Here is a 17248-nt window from a genome sequence, read left to right on the forward strand (position 1 = left end):
CGCGTCCTCACCTGCACGGTGTCCGACCGGCAGGCCGTTGTCCATCCTGGGGGGCCGTCAGGCCCGGGTGCTCTGATCGCTGACGAGCGAGCCGATCTTCTCACCCTTGACCGCGCGGGCGATATTGCCCTCGACGGTCAGCTCGAAGACGAGGATCGGGAGCTTGTTGTCACGGCAGAGCGTGATGGCGGTGGCGTCGGCGATCTTCAGGTCGCGCGTGATCACCTCGCCGTACTCCAGCGCGTCGAACTTCACCGCGTCGGGGTTGGCCTTCGGGTCGGAGTCGTAGACCCCGTCCACCCCGTTCTTCCCCATGAGCAGCGCCTCGGCGTCGATCTCCAGGGCGCGCTGGGCGGCGGTGGTGTCGGTGGAGAAGTACGGCATGCCCATACCGGCGCCGAAGATCACCACGCGCCCCTTCTCCAGGTGCCGCACGGCGCGGAGCGGGATGTACGGCTCGGCGACCTGGCCCATGGTGATGGCGGTCTGGACGCGCGAGTCGATGCCCTCCTTCTCCAGGAAGTCCTGGAGCGCCAGGCAGTTCATGACGGTGCCGAGCATGCCCATGTAGTCGGACCGGGCCCGGTCCATGCCGCGCTGCTGGAGCTCGGCACCGCGGAAGAAGTTGCCTCCCCCGATGACCACCGCGATCTGGGCGCCGTCGCGTACGACGGCGGCGATCTCGCGGGCGATGGTGTGCACGACGTCGGGGTCGACGCCCAGACCGCCGCCACCGGCGAAAGCCTCCCCGGAGAGCTTCAGCATGAAGCGCCCGGAACCCTTGTCGTCGTCGCGCTTGTCGTCGGCCTGAATGGCGTCCGCGCCCTTGTCCATGGAAATTCTCCTCGTGCACATACGAAGAAGGCCATTGCCGGTGGGTCTGGTGTCCCTACAGCGGCAATGGCCTCCTCGTCAGATCTGCGGTCGTCCGGCGTGGGTGCGGCCGTCGACTGCACCAGACCCTATCGGGTCCGGCGCTGTTCGCCCGGACGGACTCAGATGCCGACCTTGATGCGCGAGAAGCGCTTCAGGGTGACACCGGCCTCGTCCAGGACCTTCTGAACCGACTTCTTGTTGTCCAGCGCGTACGGCTGGCCGAGAAGCGTGGCCTCCTTGAAGAAGCCGTTGACGCGACCCTCGACGATCTTCGGGAGAGCGGCCTCGGGCTTGCCCTCGGCGCGCGTGGTCTCCTCGGCGACGCGGCGCTCGGCCTCGACGACCTCGGCCGGAACGTCCTCGCGGGAGAGGTACTTCGGGGCGAAGGCGGCGATGTGCTGCGCGATGCCCTTGGCCAGGTCGGCGTCGGCCTTGTCCAGCTCGACCAGGACACCGATCTGCGGGGGCAGGTCGGGCATGGTGCGGTGCATGTACACGGAGACGAAGTCGCCGGTGAACTGCGCGAAGCGGTCCAGGACGATCTTCTCGCCGAGGTTGGCGTTGGCCTCGTCCACGTACGCCTGGACGGTCTTGCCGGGCTCGATCTCGGAGGCGAGGAGCGCGGCGATGTCGGCCGGGGAGGTGGCGGCGACGTGCGCGGCCAGCGCGTTGGCGACGGCCTGGAACTTGTCGCCCTTGGCGACGAAGTCCGTCTCGCACTTCAGCTCGAGGAGGACGCCGGACGTCTTGTCCTCGGAGACGAGGGAGACGACGGCACCGTTCTCGGCAGAGCGGCCCTCGCGCTTGGCGACGCCCTTCTGGCCCTTGATACGGAGCGCCTCGACGGCCTTGTCGACACTGCCGTCGGCCTCGTCGAGCGCCTTCTTGCAGTCCATCATGCCGGCGCCGGTGAGCTCGCGGAGCTTCTTGACGTCAGCGGCGGTGTAGTTCGCCATGAGTCTGTATGTCTCTCTCGAAGTCTGAAAGATCTACGGGTGAACGGCGGGGGCGGCGCTTGTGGCGCCTGCCCCCGCCGTCAGCAGCCGTGACGGGTGTCAGGCCTGCTCGGCGTCCGCGTCGGCGGCCGGAGCCTCGGCAGCGGCCGGAGCCTCTGCGGCGGCCGGAGCCTCTGCGGCGGCCTCGGCCTCGGCGACGGCCACGGCCGGCTCCTCGGCGTCGGCGACCTTCTCGGTCTCGGCGGAGGACTGGACCTCGGCGGCAGCCGCGGTCTCGTCCTTCTTGTCGCCCTCGAGCAGGTCGCGCTCCCACTCGGCGAGGGGCTCGCCGGCGGCCTTCTCGCCCGGCTTCGAGTCACCGGTGGCGGCACCGGAACGGGCGATGAGGCCCTCGGCGACGGCGTCGGCGATCACGCGGGTGAGCAGGGTGACGGAGCGGATCGCGTCGTCGTTGCCCGGAATCTTGTAGTCGACCTCGTCGGGGTCGCAGTTGGTGTCGAGGATCGCGACGACCGGGATGTGGAGCTTGCGCGCCTCACCGACGGCGATGTGCTCCTTCTTGGTGTCGACGATCCAGACGGCGCTGGGCACCTTCTGCATCTCGCGGATACCACCGAGGGTCTTCTCCAGCTTGGCCTTCTCACGCGAGAGGACCAGGAGCTCCTTCTTGGTGAGGCCGGAGGCGGCCACGTCCTCGAAGTCGATGAGCTCAAGCTCCTTCAGACGCTGAAGGCGCTTGTAGACGGTGGAGAAGTTGGTGAGCATGCCACCGAGCCAACGCTGGTTGACGTACGGCATGCCGACGCGCGTCGCCTGCTCGGCGATGGCCTCCTGGGCCTGCTTCTTCGTACCCACGAACATGATGGAGCCGCCGTGAGCGACGGTCTCCTTGACGAACTCGTAGGCGCGGTCGATGTACGACAGCGACTGGAGCAGGTCGATGATGTAGATGCCGTTGCGCTCGGTGAAGATGAAGCGCTTCATCTTCGGGTTCCAGCGACGGGTCTGGTGACCGAAGTGGACGCCGCTTTCCAGCAGCTCCCGCATCGTGACGACGGCCATGGCCGTACTCCTTGAGGTGCTCGGTTATCGCGACCGCAGGTTTGCGGTCACGCCTGACGCCCCGACGCGCCGTGCCACAAGGGACCGAGGAGCGCGGCCACCATCCGGAAGAGGCTGGTGGCGGGGCGTGCGAAGTCGACCCGGTGACCCGGATCGCCACATGAAGTGTACGGGACCCGCCGGGTGCCGGGTGACGGCGATGTCCACAACCGGCGAGTACTCCACAGGAGCGGGTCGTGATCCCCGGAATCCGGTCCTCCGGGAGACGGTTGGCCCATGCGATTCCTGCTCCGCACGCCCGGTTTCCTGCTCCGCACGCCCGGTTCACGACGCTGCCGTGTGCCGGTGCTGCTGCCGGTCGTGGCCCTGCTGACGGCGGCCCTGCCCCAGCCGGAGGCCGAGACCACCGGGCCACGGCTCCCGCCCGCCGTACGCGCCGCGGAGGCGTTCCCGCCGGCGGCCGGGCCGGACGTGGGTGCGGGGACCTACGCGGAGCGGGACGGCGGCCCGGTCTGGCCGGTGGCCGGGAGACCCGCGGTGTTACGGGGGTGGGAGCGGCCCGCCGGTCCGTACGGGCCCGGCCACCGCGGCGTCGACCTGGCGGCCCGGCCGGGCACCGAGGTCCTGGCCGCCGCCACCGGCCGGGTCTCGTTCGCGGGGCGGGTGGCGGGGCGCGGGGTGCTCGTCATCGAGCTGGCCGGGAGCGGGGCGCCCCCGCTGCGCACGACGTACGAACCGGTGCGGGCGCTGGTGGCGAAGGGCGACGAAGTGGTCGCGGGCCGGCCGGTCGGCGTGCTGGAAGCGGGGCCGTTCCACTGTGCGGCGGGCTGTCTGCACTGGGGGCTGCGGCGGGGCGACGCCTATCTGGACCCGCTCTCGCTGTTGCCGCCCGGGCTCCTGCGGCGCGGCCCGTCACGGCTGCTGCCGGTCTTCGGGGTGCCCGAACCGGTCGGGGCGGCGGCTCCGGTGGCTGCCGCGCTCAGCCGCGTACGCCGCGCAGGATCATCGCGACGGCGGTGTCCGCGATGACGCCGGGCTCCTCGGCCACGGTCAGCTCGATACGGCGCACGGCGGCGTCCACCGATCCCTGCAGGAGCATGGCGGCGAGCCTCGGCTGGGTATGGCCGAGGTCGCCCAGCGCTTCGACGATCATGGCGATCAGGCCGCCGTGCGCGGCCCGGATCTTCTCCCGGGCACCGGCGTCCAGCTCGCTCGCGGAGATCGCGACGACCGCCCGGTGGCGGCGGTCCCCGACGAGGTCGAGCTGCCGGCGCACATACGCCTCGATCTTCGCCTCGGGGGTCTCCGCGCGCTGCATCGCGTTCTCGACCTCGGCCGCCCAGACGGGGAAGTCGACGGCGCAGAGCTCCTCGACGACGGCGGCTCGGGAGCGGAAGTACTCGTACACGGAGGACCGGGCAAGGCCCGTGCGCTCGGCGAGTGCGGGGAAGGTCAGCGCCTCCGTACCGCCCTCGGACAGCAGGGAGCGCGCGGCGTCCAGGAGGGCGCCACGCTGCATGGTCCGGTGCTCGGCCACGGAGGCCGCTCGAATCCTGGGCACGCATCCACTCTACGGCGGCAGGTGCCGGAAGGAAGGGCTCGGCCGAGGTGCGGGTGGCCGGAGGGGGACTCTCAGCGTCCGGCGTCGGCCAGTTTGGCCCGGAGCTGGAGCACGGATTTGGTGTGGATCTGGCTCACGCGGCTCTCCGTCACGCCGAGGACGTTGCCGATCTCCGCCAGGGTCAGGCCCTCGTAGTAGTAGAGGGTCACCACGGTCTTCTCTCGGTCTGGGAGCGTGTTGATGGCGCGTGCGAGCAGACGTCTCAGCTCGCGGTCCTCGGCGACCTCCACCGGATTGTCGGCGGCGGTGTCCTCCAGGGTGTCCATCAGGCTCAGCCGGTCGCCGCCCTCGCCGCCGACGTGCAGCAGCTCCTCCAGGGCGACCACGTTGGCCAGCGACAACTGGCTGAAAACCGCGTGCAGTTCCTCCAGGGCGATGCCCATCTCCGAGGCGACCTCGGCCTCGGACGGGGTGCGCCGCAGCTGCGCCTCCAGCGTGGCGTAGGCGCGCTCCACGTTCCGCGCCTTCTGCCGCACCGAACGGGGGATCCAGTCGAGCGCGCGCAGTTCGTCGATCATCGCGCCGCGGATCCTGGTGATCGCGTACGTCTCGAACTTGATGGCCCGCTCGATGTCGAACTTCTCGATGGCGTCGATCAGTCCGAAGACCCCGGAGGAGACGAAGTCCGCCTGCTCGACGTTGGACGGCAGCCCCACACTGACCCGGCCCGCGACGTACTTGACGAGCGGCGAGTAGTGCAGGATCAGCTGCTCCCGCAGCCGCTCGTCGCCGGTGGTCTTGTACGAACGCCACAGTTCGTCGAGCGAGGAGGGGGCGGGAGGGCGCACAGTGCCACGCGCAACCGGTGGTACTGCCGCGCGGTCAGACCCGGAGGTGTGCTGGGGCATGTGGTGCCTTGAGCCGTTCTGCCGTGAAGTGCTGGGGGACTTTTGTCTGGGGCGAAATCCTTGTGAGCGTAGCGTGACTGCAGTGTCGCAGTCCGCACAGGAGTGGAGATCCGTGCTGCGTGATTGCGTTCTGCCGTTCACGCTGCCCGCAGCCGCCGGGAGAAGGGGTCATCGCCGTGGGCAACGGCCCCCGACAGGTCACCGATCGATCGTGCGAGGTCATCGGCCTTACCTTTTCACCCGAATGCTCCAGGTCAAGAACCGCCTCGCCGCGCGTCGTCGTTGCATGGGTACGGACGCGTCAACCTCCAGCCGTCGCCCTCGCGTTCGACGAACCCCAGTGAGTGCAGTTCGTACAGTCGCCCGAGTGTTTCGTCGGCGGAGGTCCCCGCGCCGCGGGCGAGGTCACGGGGGTCGGCCGGGCCGTGGTACGGGAGGGCGTCGAGGACCCTCGCCGCGACCGGGTCCAGCCGGTCCCGGGGCAGCACCGGGCCGCGCCGCTCCGATGCGAGGTCGCCGATGTCCCCGACCAGCTCGGCGACTTCGGACGCGTCGGTGACCAGCACCCCCTCACCGCGGAGCAGTTCGTGGACACCGGCCGACAGCCCGCTGGTGGCGGGTCCCGGCACCCCCATCACGAACCGGCCGAGCCGCGCTGCCTGCCGGGCGGTGACGAGGGAACCGCTGCGGTACTCGGCCTCCACCACGACCGTCCCTCTGGTGAGGGCGGCGATCACCCGGTTGCGCAGGACGAACCTGCTGCGGGTGGGATGGGATCCCGGTGGCAACTCCGCCACCAGCAGGCCCTGTTGAGCCACCCGCCCGATCAGCTCCGCATGGCCCCGCGGATAGGGGACGTCGACACCGCAGGCCAGCACCGCCACCGTCGCACCCCCCACGGCCAGGACCCCGCGGTGCGCCGCTCCGTCCACACCGAACGCGGCGCCCGACATCACCACCCAGCCGCGCTCGGCCAGCCCGGCGCCGAGGGTCGCCGCCATGTGGGCCCCGTACGGCGTGCAGGCCCGCGCACCGACCACTGCGACCGAGCGCAGGGCCCACAGCCGCAGGTCCGGCCGGCCCCGCACCCAGAGCCCGACGGGCCGCGCGTCCCCCAGGTCGTCGAGCTGGCTCGGCCACTCCCGGTCCCCCGGGCAGACGAGGCGCCCGCCCACGGCGGCGGCCACCGCCAGGTCCCGCTCGGGTTCGGCCGCCGCCGCCGCACGGAGCCGGTAGCCCTCCAGCCGTGCGGCGGTCATACCCGGCAGCCTCTCCGCGAAGCCGTCCGCGACGCGGAGCGCCCGGAGCAACGCGACGGGGCCGTTCTGCCGCAGCCATGCCCCGGCACGCTCGTCCCCCGGCTCCAGCACCCGCGTCAACGCGGCCCGCGCCAACCGCTCGGGCCCCGGCCCCTGCCCCGGCGGCCCCGTGTCCAGGTTCGGCTCGCCTTCGCGCCCCGGCCGCTCCGGACCCGCCTCTGGCCACCGCCCCTGCCCCTGCATCCCCATCTCCCGTCCCGGCCCTGGCCCCGGTGGCCCCGGCATCCCCGCCTCCACCCCGCTCACCGCGCCCCCGCCTGCCTCGGCGCACCGCGCTGGATGCCGGTCCGCAGCTCCAGGGCGACCGCGATGTCACAGGCCTCCGGCCGAGCGGCGCCCCTCAGGTCCGCCACCGTCCAGGCCACCCTCAGTACCCGGTCCAGGCCCCGGGCGGTGAGGATCCCGCGCTCCAGGTCGCGCTCCGCCGCGGCCGACGCCCCGGGCGCCGCGCACAGCCGGGTCCGCAGCTCATGACCGGGTACTTCGCTGTTGGTCGTCCACGGCGTCCCGGCCAGCCGCTCCGCCGCCCGTGCTCTGGCCTCCCGAACCCGCGCGGCGACCACGGCCGTCGGCTCGCCCCGGCCGCCCTGCTCCAGCAGATCCGCGCGGTCGACGGGCTCCACCTCGACCCGCAGGTCGACCCGGTCGAGCAGCGGGCCCGAGAGCCGTGCCTGGTAGCGGCGGACCACCGAGGGCGGGCACTCGCAGCCCGCACCGGTCAGGGTGTGCCGCCCGCAGGGACAGGGGTTCGCGGCCAGCACCATGAGGAACCGGGCGGGCAGCCGCACCACCCCCGCCGCCCGCGCCACCACCACATGGCCCGACTCCAGCGGCTGGCGCAGCGCGTCCAGCGCCTTCCCCGAGAACTCCGGGGCCTCGTCCAGGAAGAGCACCCCCCGGTGGGCGAGCGAGACGGCCCCGGGCCTCGGGATCCCGTTGCCCCCGCCGACCAGCGACTGCATGGTCGCCGAGTGGTGCGGGGCGCAGTAGGGCGCCCGGGAGACGAGCGGTTCACCCGGGGGGAGGATGCCCGCCACGGAGTGGACCGCCGTCACTTCGAGGGATTCCTGCCGGGTCAGCGGCGGCAGGACCGCCGGGAGCCGCTCGGCCAGCATGGTCTTGCCCGCACCCGGCGGGCCCGAGAGCAGCAGGTGGTGTCCCCCGGCCGCAGCCACCTCCAGGGCCTTCCGGGGGCGCAGCTGTCCTGCCACATCCGCCAGGTCCGGGATGTGCCCCTCGCCGCGCGGAGAGGCCGGGGCCAGCCCGGCGCCGAGGCCGGTGCCCGGGATCATGAGTCCGGCGAGCATCGCGTCCGGGCGGCCCCGGTCGTCGGCGGGCTCGTCGGGGACCGGTTCGTCACAGAGGACGGCGATGAGCTGGCGCAGGCTCCGGACACCGAGGACCGAGACGCCCGGCACCAGGGCGGCCTCCCCGGCCGTCTGCTCGGGGACGACGACCTGCTGGTATCCGGCCTCGGCCGCCGCGAGGACGGCGGGCAGCACGCCCCGTACGGGACGGACCCGCCCGTCCAGGCCGAGCTCGCCGATCATCACCACGTCGGCGATGGAGGCGGGGTCGATCCGCTCCGCCGCGCCGAGCACCGCACAGGCAACAGCGAGGTCGAAACCCGAACCACTCTTGGGGACCGAGGCCGGGGAGAGTCCCACCGTGAGCTTCTTCTGCGGCCAGTCGGCCCCGGAATTGACCACCGCGGCCCGCACCCGGTCCCGGCTCTCGATCAGGCTCTTGTCCGGCAGCCCGACCAGCGTGAAGGCCGCCACCCCCGGCTCCAGGTCCGCCTGGACCTCCACCACCACGCCCTCGACGCCGACCAGCGCCACCGAACACGCCCGCGCGTACCCCATCAGGACACCCCCCGCGCGTGCTCCGTGACGGGGGCGCCGCGCCGGGGCACGATCACCCCGATCAGATCGATCCTGACCCCTCCGGCCGGCGGCCCGCCGTGCCGCTCCAGCCAGATCTCGGCGAGCCGCCGCAGCCGCTCCGCCTTGACCGGGGTGACCGCGGCCATGGGATGTTCGAACCCGTCCGACCTGCGGGTCTTCACCTCGCAGAAGACCAGCGCGTCACCGTCCCTGGCGACGATGTCGACCTCTCCGGCGCGACAGCGCCAGTTGCGCTCGATCACGGCCATTCCGGCGTCGGTCAGCAGCCGCGCCGCCAGATCCTCGCCGTACCGCCCGAGTGCCCCCCGTGCGTTCATATCGGCACCACCTCCGGCACCGACTCTGACCCGGCCGGACGGAAGTTGTGGATCTTGGTGGACAACCTTCCCGATGTGGAAAACCCGGCCACCCACACGGGTGACCGGGTCTGTACCGCATCTCGCACGAATCGGCGGCCCCGAACCGTCCGGGCCGCGCGGGGTCAGCCTCCCGGAAGTTCCAGATCGCTCTTGTTGAGCTCTTCGATATTGACGTCCTTGAAGGTCAGCACGCGGACCTGCTTGACGAACCTCGCGGGCCGGTACATGTCCCAGACCCAGGCGTCCGCCATGGACACCTCGAAGAAAACCTCACCCTGGACGGAGTGCACCTGCATCTCGTAGTCGTTGGTGAGGTAGAAGCGCCGTTCGGTCTCGATCACATATTTGAACAGACCGACGACATCGCGGTACTCCCGGTAGAGCTTCAGCTCCATCTCGGTCTCGTACTTCTCGAGGTCCTCGGCGCTCATGGCATGTTTCCCCTTCAGCCGTGCGTCCCCCCATTGTGCGTCAGCCTCCGACGCCCCTGGACGATTAGACGATTTCGGCGGCGAGGACCAACGGAACACGCGGGGGACCCTCGTCGAGGAGCGTGCGCAGCAGCTCGGCGAGTCTGGTCGGGTACACCGTCTCACGCGCCGCGAGAAGTTCGGCGGACGTCCACCACCTCAGACCGGCGACGCTGCGCAATTCGAGCTCGGTGAGGCCCTGGGGGTCGGTGGCGGTCTGTGCCGTACGGGCCAGGAAGTACCACTCGTCCTGGTCCCAGCGCCGCCCGTCGAACGGGAACGAGCAGATCCGCTTCCAGAGCACCGGGCCCAGCTCGATGTCGGTGATCCCGGTCTCCTCGGCCAGCTCGCGGCGGGCCGCCTCCGCATGGGTCTCGTCGCCCTCCAGGCCGCCGCCGGGCGTGAACCACCAGTCGTCGGCCGGGTCGTCCGGCTCATGGCCGTGGAGCAGAAGGATGCGGTCGTCGGGGTCCAGGAGCACCACCCGGGCGACCCTGCGCGCCGCGCCGGTCACCGGGTGGTTCCGGCGGCCCGCCTGCGGCGGGCGGAGCGGGCGGCGACAGGCCCGTACGCGGCTCCGCCCAGTATGAGCACCACGCCCACCAGCGCCGCCCCCACCTGGAGCGGGAGCGGGCCGTCGGCGGAAACCCCGCCGGGCAGCGCGGCGAACGAATCGGGGCGGCCGATCATGCCGTTCATCGGCCAGGCCACCGCGTCGACCCGGCCCTGGACTGCGCTCAGGGGTACGGAGCCCTGCCCGGCGTCCTCCAGGTGGACCCGGGAGTCCAGCGAGGTGGACCGCTCGTCGCCGAGGAGGAAGATCTGCCCCCGGGGCACCTTGGCGGAGAAGTTCTGCGGCGAGGCGGGCGCCGGTGTCCCGGCGGGGGCGGGGCCGCGGTTCAGATACGGCTCCTCGACGGGGGTTCCGTCGACGGTGAGCAGTCCGGCCTTGTCGCAGCAGGCCACCGTGTCCCCGCCGATCCCGACCACACGCTTCACCATCGGGGTGTCGCCCCAGACGCTGTCGGCGAAGACCACCACGTCACCGCGGCGGACGTCCGCGCCCTCTATCCGCTCCGCGAGCACCCGGTCGCCCGCGTTGACCGTGGGGGACATCGACGCGGTGGGAACGGTGTACGGCTTGTACACCACCGCCGCCCAGAGGAACCCGCCGAGGAAGAGCACACAGCCGACGGCCACGGCCAGACCCGACACCATGGCGCCGGCCCGGCCGCGGCCGTCATCGCCACCTCGCGTACCGCTCATCCCAGCGCTCCCCCATCGGAGATCGACAATCGCTGATCCGAGTCGGCACCCTACCCGGCGGTACGCCCGGCGGTCAGCCTCCTTCGCCGCCACAGCACGAGGGGCAGCGCTCCGGCTACGCCCAGTGCGGCCGGGGCCATCGCGGCGGCCGCGTTCAGACCGGGCTGGTCGAACGTGCCGGGGACCGGCAGGGTCGCCCAGCGGCCCACGGGCCAGGCGACGACGATCGCACGGCCGACGACCTCGTCGTTGGAGACGGTGCCCTGGCCGGGAAGCTCCTGGTGGTAGCGGGAGTCCAGGGAGTTCTGCCGGTGGTCGCCCATGACGAAGATCCGGCCCTCCTCGACCTTGATCGGGCCGAAGGGCTTGTCGTTGCACGGGGTGTTCCCCGGGAAGATGAACGACTTCTCGTCGAGCGCCTTGCCGTTGACCGTGACCGGCCCGTTCTCCTTGCACTCGACGGTGTCGCCGCCAACCGCGATGACCCGCTTGATCAGGTCCTTCTCCTCGGAGGAGGGCATCAGACCGATGAAACTGAGGAACTTCTGCGCGACGTTGGGTTCCGGCGTCGCGGTGTCCTCCAGCCAGCCGCCCGGGTCATGGAAGACCACGACCTCGCCGCGCTCCGGCTCGGAGCCGAACCAGGGAGTCAGCTTGTCGACCAGCACCCGGTCGCCCCGCTGCAGGGTGTTCTGCATCGAGTCCGAGGGGATCGAGAACGCCTGGATGAGGAACGTCTTGATCAGCAAAGCCAGAATCAGCGCGATACCGATGAGCAGCGGCAGCTCCATCCAGAAGGAACGCTGCCTCCTGGGAGCCGCGCCACCGCCCGGAGCGCCACCGTCGTCCGGAGTACCGCCGTCACCGCCCGGCGGGATCCCCGCCCCGCCCTCGGGAGACTCGTCGCGCTCCGACCGGTCCTCGGGTTCGTCGTGTCCGGATCGTGCGCCGACCGCCAAATCCCCCACATCCACTCCTCAATACGTGCCACTGCCCGCGCCCGATCCGGTGCAGGCCCACCACTCCCATAACGAGCGGGAGTTCCGCAGGGGTCGGGAGCCGGACCATTCCGTCTCGATCCGGAGTGGCAACCCTATGCGACGGGCCCGGAATCGCGGCCTCCGATCCACTCGCCCGCGTCACCGCGGCGAAGGCCTCGCGCTCCTCCAGCGTGCTCCAGTTGCCGAGCGGCCAGGCGATCACGACGGCCCGCCCCACGACCTCGTCCTCGGAGACCGTGCCCTTGTCGGGCTCGTCGAGATGGAAGCGGGAGTCGGCGGAGTTGGACCGGTGGTCGCCCATCATGAAGAGGCGTCCCGCCGGAACCTCCACCTCGAACCGGACCGTCGAGGGCCGGTCGTCCGGATGCAGGTACGGCTCGGGCAGCGGTACGCCGTTGACGGTGACGCGGCCGTCCTCGCCGCAGCACTTCACGGTGTCACCGCCGACGGCCACCACGCGTTTGATCAGGTCCTGCTCGTCGTCGGAGGGCAGCAGGCCGATGAACTTGAGCGCCTCGGTGACCTGCTTGACGCCGACCGGCGGGTCCTTCTTGTCCCCCGCGTTCTCCTGCTGGAGCCAGCCGCCGGGGTCCTTGAAGACGACGACGTCGCCGCGCTGCGGTGTCGACCCGAACAGCGGGGTCAGCTTGTCCACCAGGACGCGGTCGCCGATCTTGATGGTCTGCTCCATCGATCCGGACGGGATCACGAACGCCTGGACGAGGAAGGTCTTCAGGACGAGCGCGATCAACAGCGCCATCACGATGAGGACCGGTATCTCCTTCACCGCGGATCTGCGGCGCTTGCGCCGGACCTTCTTGGCGAGCCTGCGGCGCTCGGCCCGGGTCGGCAGTGAGCGGGGCACGGTGGGCCGGCTGCCGGTCGGCAGCGGGACATCGGGGTCCGGGGCGCCGCGCGGACGCCCTCGGTTACCCATGCGCCCCGCCGGGTGCCCGTACGCCGTCGAAGGCGCCGGCCCCCTCCAGGCCACCGATCCGGGCGGGCGGCCAGCCCAGCCAGTCCACCCGGCCGATCACCCGCTCGACGGGGACCATCCCGCCGCCGGGCGATCCGAGGTGGTCGCGGGAGTCGCTGGAGCGGCTGCGGTGGTCGCCCATCATCCAGAGCGTGCCCCGCGGCACGACGATGTCGAACGGCGCTCCGGAGGCGGTGTCCCCGGGGTGGAGGTACGTCTCGTCCGCCGGCACCCCGTTCACCTGGAGCCTCCCCCGCGCGTCACAGCAGACGACGCGGTCGCCGCCCACTCCCACCACGCGCTTGACGAAGTCGGTGTCGGCGGGCCCGGCGAGGCCCAGGGAGGACGCAGCCCCGCGCGCCAGTGCGGCCACCGGGTTCTCGTCCGGATCCTCCCGGACGAAGGAGCCGGTCCCGTCGAAGACCACGACGTCGCCGCGCTCGGGCCCGGAGCCGAAGCGGTACGCCAGTTTGTTGACGAGCACCCGGTCCCCGACCCGCAGCGTGGGCTCCATCGAGCCGCTGGGGATCAGGAAGGGCTGCACCACGAAGGCGCTGAACAGCAGCACCACGACCGCGACCGCCACCCCCACGACGAGGATCCGCCGCCGGGGCCGTACGGAAGCGGCAGCGCCCCGGACACGCGAGAAGCGCGACCGCTCCTCGGACCCGGCACGGGGTTCCGAGGAGCGATCGCGCTCCGAGTGCTCTGCTTGCGTGTCCATCGCGGCCGAATCCTATCCGGCCGCGCTGTGGACGCGGGAAACAGCTCAGTTGTCGCGCTTCTCCTTGATCTTCGCGGCCTTGCCGCGGAGCTCACGGAGGAAGTACAGCTTGGCGCGACGGACGTCACCGCGGCTGACGAGCTCGATCTTCTCGAAGATCGGGCTGTGCACCGGGAAGGTGCGCTCGACGCCGACGCTGAAGGAGACCTTGCGGACCGTGAAGGTCTCGCTGACGCCCGAGCCCTGGCGGCGGATGACGATGCCCTTGAACTGCTGGATACGGGAGCGGTTGCCCTCGATCACTCGCACGTGGACGTTGACGGTGTCACCGGGACGGAACGCCGGGACGTCCGTACGGACAGAGGCGGCGTTGACGCCATCGAGCAGGGAAGACATGAATTCTGCTTTCTTCGCCGATGCCACAGGTCATCGACGGGATATCGAGAGGAGTTCGGAGTGCTGATCGCGTCGGGCGGGCGTCTTTCCCCCTGTGGCAGGGGCGCACACCGGACGTACAGCAGCGGCCTATTCTTCCACGCCCGAGGGCCTGCGCCAAAATCGGCCGCCGGGCTCCGGGGCGAAGCCGAGGATGGAGAGGATCTCGCGGTCCTTCTTGTCGAACGCGCTCGCCTCGCACCGCTCGATCAGATCGGGCCGGTTGAGGGCGGTCCGGGCGAAGGCCTGGTCCCGCCGCCAGCGTGCGATCTTCCCGTGGTGGCCGCTGAGCAGGACGTCCGGGATGCCCCGGCCGCGCCACTCGGGCGGCTTGGTGTAGACGGGACCCTCCAGGAGGTCGGCCATCGTGCCCGGGGCGAAGGAGTCGTCGCGGTGCGATTCGGCGTTGCCGAGGACCCCCGGCAGCAGCCGGGCCACGGCCTCCGTGATCACCAGGACGGCGGCCTCTCCGCCGGCCAGCACGTAGTCGCCGATGGAGACCTCGACGACCGGGATCCGGGTGGCGTACTCGTCGACCACCCGCCGGTCGATGCCCTCGTACCGCGCCGGGGTGAAGACCAGCCAGGGCTTCGCGGAGAGCTCGACGGCCAGTTCCTGGGTGAACGGGCGGCCGCTGGGCGTGGGCACGACGAGCACCGGGGAGTGCGCGCCGGACTCGTACCCGTCGGCCAGTGACTCGTCCAGCGCCTCACCCCAGGGCTCGGTCTTCATGACCATGCCGGGGCCGCCGCCGTACGGGGTGTCGTCGACCGTGTTGTGCCGGTCGTACGTCCACTCCCGCAGGTCATGTACGTGGACGTCGAGCACACCGCGGGCGCGGGCCTTGCCGACCAGCGAGACGTCCAGCGGATCCAGGTACTCGGGGAAGATCGTGACGACGTCGATCCGCATCAGGCGTCGCCCTTCGGCGCCTCGTCGGTCTCCTCCTCGTCGCGGGAGGAGACCACGACGGCCTCGCTCTCGTCGATCAGGCCGGGCGGCGGGGTGATGACCGCGCGCTGCTCCTCCAGGTCGATCTCGGTGACGATCTCCTCCACGAAGGGGATCATCACCTCGCTGCCGTCGGGGCGCTCCACGATGAAGAGGTCCTGCGAGGGCAGGTGGGAGATCTCGGTGATCCGGCCGATCTCGGTGCCGTCGGCGAGCACGACGTCCAGGTCGATCAGCTGGTGGTCGTAGAACTCCTCGGGGTCCTCCGGGGGCGCGTCCGGGTCCACCTCGGCGATCAGCAGGGTGTTGCGCAGGACCTCGGCGCCCGAGCGGTCGGTCACGCCCTCGAAGCGCAGCAGCAGCCTGCCGCTGTGCACCCGGCCCGACTCGATCGTCAGCGGACCGGTGGCCGCCGGATCGGTGGCCAGGACGGCGCCGGGCCCGAGCCGCAGCTCCGGCTCGTCCGTTCGTACCTCGACGGTGACCTCGCCCTTGATTCCGTGGGCACGGCCGATCCGCGCAACTACCAACTGCACGCTGTTCTCCGATTGATGGGGTGAGGACCTGGGGGACCCGAGCCTGTCGCGGAAACGCCCGGGGTGGCCGACGACAAAGGCCGGGGACGGCTCGAAAGCCCTCCCCGGCCCTGGCCGGTGTTCAACTGCCGTCAGCGGACCTGGTCCACATCGATGAGATCGACGCGGATACCACGGCCGCCGATAGCGCCCACGACGGTCCGCAGGGCGCGAGCGGTGCGGCCGTTACGGCCGATCACCTTGCCGAGGTCGTCGGGGTGGACCCGGACCTCCAGCACGCGCCCGCGGCGCAGGGTGCGCTCGGCAACCTGCACGTCGTCGGGGTTGTCGACGATGCCCTTCACGAGGTGCTCGAGAGCCTCCTCGAGCATGCTCAGGCCTCGGTCGACTCGGTGGACGCGGCAGCGTCAGCCGCCTCGTCCGCCTTCTTGTCGGACTTCTTGGCCTTGGGGGTGATGGCCTCACCCTTGGCCTCGTCGCCGTCCGAGGACAGCGCCTCGAACAGCGCGCGCTTGTCAGCCTTGGGCTCCGGCTGCAGCAGCGGCGCGGGGGCCGGGAGGCCCTTGTGGGCCTGCCAGTCACCGGTGAGCTTCAGGATCGCGAGGACCGGCTCGGTCGGCTGGGCGCCGACGGACAGCCAGTACTGCGCGCGCTCTGCGTTGACCTCGATGCGCGAGGGGTTCTGCACCGGGTGGTACAGGCCGATCTCCTCGATGGCCCGGCCGTCACGGCGGGTACGGGAGTCGGCGACGACGATGCGGTAGTGAGGCGAACGGATCTTGCCCAGACGCTTCAGCTTGATCTTGACTGCCACGGAAGTGGTGTCTCCTGGTCTATGACGTGGTTGGGCACAACTAGATGCCACGTGGGGTTGCGGTACTCGGAGTGCCCGATGGACGCGTCAGCCGGAGGAGAGAGGGGTCCTGTGCGACTGTCGAGTACAGCTAGCCATTGTGCCACACCACTTCGGCTCACCCCACCGCGACCGCCGCTTCCGGAATCTGGAACGGCTTGCCGCAGCCACCGCAGACGATCGGGGCCTGGGCCAGGACCGAGGGGACGACGCGGACGTTGCGTCCGCAGTCGCAGACGGCCTTGACCCGGACTCCGCCCCCGGAGGAGCCGTGCCGGGCGGCAGGACCCCGGAAGGAGCGCTTGGTGTCGGCGGCGGTGGCGACCGTGTGCGCCTTGAGGGCGCGCTGCAGCCGTTCGGTGGTCGGGCGGTACCGGCGCTTGGCCTCCGGATTCAGCGTGACCAGCGAGAATCCGCTGCTGGGATGGGGTTCCTCGGCATGATCGAGACCCAGCTCCTCGGCGATCGCGAGGAAGCGTCGGTTGTGGTAGCGGCCGGCGCGGGAAGTGTCACGGACTCCTCTCGCGGCGGCGATGCCGTGGACTGCCTCGTGGAGCAGTCGCTCGAAGGAGAGCTCGGCGCCACAGGCGGACGAGGACTCTCCGATCAGGGACTCGGGCGCGGCTAGATCGGGCAGCTCGGAGTGGTACCGCTGAATGTCGGCCCACGCCTGTGCCAGCTCTGCGGCAAGTACAGGTGGTGTCGTGCTCACGTCGTGACAACGAGTCCGAGTGCCCCGGTGTTCCTATTCCGGGGCATCCCAAATAATTTGCACGTACCAGTCAGTTGCCCGTGATGTGTCCTGGATGCGTCCGGACGAGGGCGGGTGCGCCGAACTGCGGAGAAGACGCACAGCTCGCACCAAGGTGGTGCACAGCGTGCGGTACGCCCGGCGCACGTGATGTGCGGTGCGCCGGAGCCCGGCGCCACTTACGGGTCTGCCGGAGAGGTTACCCGGTGGGCCGCTCGACGTGCCCGGTGCCCGGTGTCGGGTAAGACTGATTCGGAGAGGCGCACGACCGGGGCACGCAAACAGTGCCTCACGACCCCTGGACGGAACGGCGGATGCGCAGTTCTCTGGCATACGG

At 71.0% G+C, this 17248-nt stretch carries 21 protein-coding genes; 1 reads left to right on the forward strand and 20 read right to left on the reverse strand.

Features of this window, described 5'->3' with window-relative positions; translation table 11 throughout:
* Positions 1-57: 57 nt before the first annotated feature.
* The 3 genes from pyrH to rpsB form a co-directional block, all read right to left on the reverse strand.
* A complete protein-coding gene (gene pyrH, locus ACK8N7_RS08605) occupies positions 58-834 on the reverse strand; it encodes a UMP kinase (RefSeq protein ID WP_403215130.1) in 777 nt (258 codons plus the stop codon).
* Between the two features lie 161 nt (positions 835-995).
* Positions 996-1832, reverse strand: coding sequence for a translation elongation factor Ts (tsf, locus tag ACK8N7_RS08610; RefSeq protein WP_015611767.1), 837 nt, complete (start codon positions 1830-1832; stop codon positions 996-998).
* Between the two features lie 99 nt (positions 1833-1931).
* The gene (rpsB, locus tag ACK8N7_RS08615) at positions 1932-2894 is read right to left on the reverse strand and encodes a 30S ribosomal protein S2 (protein ID WP_500441766.1); all 963 of its coding nucleotides are present in this window, start codon (positions 2892-2894) and stop codon (positions 1932-1934) included.
* Positions 2895-3170: 276 nt separating this feature from the next.
* Here rpsB and ACK8N7_RS08620 point away from each other — a divergent pair, with 276 nt between their 5' ends.
* On the forward strand, positions 3171-3923 hold the full coding sequence (locus tag ACK8N7_RS08620) for a M23 family metallopeptidase (RefSeq protein ID WP_500441768.1): 753 nt from the start codon (positions 3171-3173) through the stop codon (positions 3921-3923).
* Here ACK8N7_RS08620 and ACK8N7_RS08625 read toward each other — a convergent pair.
* The 17 genes from ACK8N7_RS08625 to ACK8N7_RS08705 form a co-directional block, all read right to left on the reverse strand.
* Entirely contained in the window at positions 3874-4431 is a 558-nt protein-coding gene (locus ACK8N7_RS08625; RefSeq protein WP_015611764.1) for a TetR/AcrR family transcriptional regulator, read from the reverse strand. The two genes, ACK8N7_RS08620 and ACK8N7_RS08625, sit on opposite strands and share 50 nt — an antisense overlap.
* 95 nt (positions 4432-4526) lie before the next feature.
* Positions 4527-5363, reverse strand: a complete 837-nt coding sequence (gene whiG, locus ACK8N7_RS08630; protein WP_015611763.1) for an RNA polymerase sigma factor WhiG — start codon at positions 5361-5363, stop codon at positions 4527-4529.
* 254 nt (positions 5364-5617) lie between these two features.
* Positions 5618-6733, reverse strand: a complete 1116-nt coding sequence (gene dprA / locus ACK8N7_RS08635; protein ID WP_500445713.1) for a DNA-processing protein DprA — start codon at positions 6731-6733, stop codon at positions 5618-5620.
* A 191-nt stretch (positions 6734-6924) separates the two neighbouring features.
* A complete protein-coding gene (locus ACK8N7_RS08640) occupies positions 6925-8547 on the reverse strand; it encodes a YifB family Mg chelatase-like AAA ATPase (protein ID WP_403215124.1) in 1623 nt (540 codons plus the stop codon).
* A complete protein-coding gene (locus ACK8N7_RS08645; RefSeq protein ID WP_031124481.1) occupies positions 8547-8906 on the reverse strand; it encodes a YraN family protein in 360 nt (119 codons plus the stop codon). The genes ACK8N7_RS08640 and ACK8N7_RS08645 overlap by 1 nt, the downstream gene beginning before the upstream one ends.
* 164 nt (positions 8907-9070) lie before the next feature.
* Entirely contained in the window at positions 9071-9379 is a 309-nt protein-coding gene (locus tag ACK8N7_RS08650; RefSeq protein ID WP_003965949.1) for a DUF2469 domain-containing protein, read from the reverse strand.
* A gap of 64 nt (positions 9380-9443) precedes the next feature.
* Complete coding sequence (locus ACK8N7_RS08655; RefSeq protein WP_403215120.1) at positions 9444-9932, reverse strand: NUDIX hydrolase; 489 nt, start codon at positions 9930-9932, stop codon at positions 9444-9446.
* A complete protein-coding gene (lepB, locus tag ACK8N7_RS08660) occupies positions 9929-10684 on the reverse strand; it encodes a signal peptidase I (protein WP_500441771.1) in 756 nt (251 codons plus the stop codon). The genes ACK8N7_RS08655 and lepB (ACK8N7_RS08660) overlap by 4 nt, the downstream gene beginning before the upstream one ends.
* A 50-nt stretch (positions 10685-10734) precedes the next feature.
* Complete coding sequence (lepB, locus tag ACK8N7_RS08665; RefSeq protein ID WP_500445715.1) at positions 10735-11643, reverse strand: signal peptidase I; 909 nt, start codon at positions 11641-11643, stop codon at positions 10735-10737.
* Positions 11546-12622 carry a signal peptidase I gene (gene lepB, locus ACK8N7_RS08670; RefSeq protein WP_403215116.1) on the reverse strand — a complete coding sequence of 359 codons (1077 nt, stop codon included), beginning with the start codon at positions 12620-12622 and terminating at the stop codon, positions 11546-11548. Before lepB (ACK8N7_RS08670) ends, lepB (ACK8N7_RS08665) begins: the two co-directional genes overlap by 98 nt.
* Complete coding sequence (gene lepB / locus ACK8N7_RS08675) at positions 12615-13385, reverse strand: signal peptidase I (RefSeq protein ID WP_500441773.1); 771 nt, start codon at positions 13383-13385, stop codon at positions 12615-12617. Before lepB (ACK8N7_RS08675) ends, lepB (ACK8N7_RS08670) begins: the two co-directional genes overlap by 8 nt.
* A 45-nt stretch (positions 13386-13430) precedes the next feature.
* The gene (gene rplS, locus ACK8N7_RS08680) at positions 13431-13781 is read right to left on the reverse strand and encodes a 50S ribosomal protein L19 (RefSeq protein WP_032757437.1); all 351 of its coding nucleotides are present in this window, start codon (positions 13779-13781) and stop codon (positions 13431-13433) included.
* Positions 13782-13910: 129 nt separating this feature from the next.
* The gene (trmD, locus tag ACK8N7_RS08685; RefSeq protein ID WP_403215113.1) at positions 13911-14732 is read right to left on the reverse strand and encodes a tRNA (guanosine(37)-N1)-methyltransferase TrmD; all 822 of its coding nucleotides are present in this window, start codon (positions 14730-14732) and stop codon (positions 13911-13913) included.
* A complete protein-coding gene (gene rimM, locus ACK8N7_RS08690) occupies positions 14732-15307 on the reverse strand; it encodes a ribosome maturation factor RimM (protein ID WP_500441775.1) in 576 nt (191 codons plus the stop codon). The genes trmD and rimM overlap by 1 nt, the downstream gene beginning before the upstream one ends.
* Positions 15308-15438: 131 nt before the next feature.
* Positions 15439-15678 (reverse strand): RNA-binding protein, encoded by a 240-nt coding sequence (locus ACK8N7_RS08695; RefSeq protein ID WP_015611679.1) that lies wholly within the window; start codon positions 15676-15678, stop codon positions 15439-15441.
* Positions 15679-15680: 2 nt separating this feature from the next.
* Entirely contained in the window at positions 15681-16121 is a 441-nt protein-coding gene (gene rpsP / locus ACK8N7_RS08700) for a 30S ribosomal protein S16 (protein WP_015611678.1), read from the reverse strand.
* 157 nt (positions 16122-16278) lie between these two features.
* Entirely contained in the window at positions 16279-16872 is a 594-nt protein-coding gene (locus ACK8N7_RS08705; protein ID WP_007452841.1) for a hypothetical protein, read from the reverse strand.
* Between the last annotated feature and the right edge of the window lie 376 nt (positions 16873-17248).

Source organism: Streptomyces griseobrunneus (assembly GCF_046713465.1).
In the GTDB taxonomy this organism is placed as follows: Bacteria; Actinomycetota; Actinomycetes; order Streptomycetales; family Streptomycetaceae; genus Streptomyces; species Streptomyces microflavus.

Bases quoted from the DNA above. Each gene is read 5' to 3' on its own strand.
- rpsB (WP_500441766.1), bottom strand. From the start codon at position 2,894: ATGGCCGTCGTCACGATGCGGGAGCTGCTGGAAAGCGGCGTCCACTTC.
- ACK8N7_RS08645 (WP_031124481.1), bottom strand. From the start codon at position 8,906: ATGAACGCACGGGGGGCACTCGGGCGGTACGGCGAGGATCTGGCGGCG.
- pyrH (WP_403215130.1), bottom strand. From the start codon at position 834: ATGGACAAGGGCGCGGACGCCATTCAGGCCGACGACAAGCGCGACGAC.
- tsf (WP_015611767.1), bottom strand. From the start codon at position 1,832: ATGGCGAACTACACCGCCGCTGACGTCAAGAAGCTCCGCGAGCTCACC.
- lepB (WP_500441771.1), bottom strand. From the start codon at position 10,684: ATGAGCGGTACGCGAGGTGGCGATGACGGCCGCGGCCGGGCCGGCGCC.
- whiG (WP_015611763.1), bottom strand. From the start codon at position 5,363: ATGCCCCAGCACACCTCCGGGTCTGACCGCGCGGCAGTACCACCGGTT.
- rplS (WP_032757437.1), bottom strand. From the start codon at position 13,781: ATGTCTTCCCTGCTCGATGGCGTCAACGCCGCCTCTGTCCGTACGGAC.
- trmD (WP_403215113.1), bottom strand. From the start codon at position 14,732: ATGCGGATCGACGTCGTCACGATCTTCCCCGAGTACCTGGATCCGCTG.
- ACK8N7_RS08640 (WP_403215124.1), bottom strand. From the start codon at position 8,547: ATGGGGTACGCGCGGGCGTGTTCGGTGGCGCTGGTCGGCGTCGAGGGC.
- lepB (WP_500441773.1), bottom strand. From the start codon at position 13,385: ATGGACACGCAAGCAGAGCACTCGGAGCGCGATCGCTCCTCGGAACCC.
- ACK8N7_RS08695 (WP_015611679.1), bottom strand. From the start codon at position 15,678: ATGCTCGAGGAGGCTCTCGAGCACCTCGTGAAGGGCATCGTCGACAAC.
- ACK8N7_RS08620 (WP_500441768.1), top strand. From the start codon at position 3,171: ATGCGATTCCTGCTCCGCACGCCCGGTTTCCTGCTCCGCACGCCCGGT.
- ACK8N7_RS08650 (WP_003965949.1), bottom strand. From the start codon at position 9,379: ATGAGCGCCGAGGACCTCGAGAAGTACGAGACCGAGATGGAGCTGAAG.
- lepB (WP_403215116.1), bottom strand. From the start codon at position 12,622: ATGGGTAACCGAGGGCGTCCGCGCGGCGCCCCGGACCCCGATGTCCCG.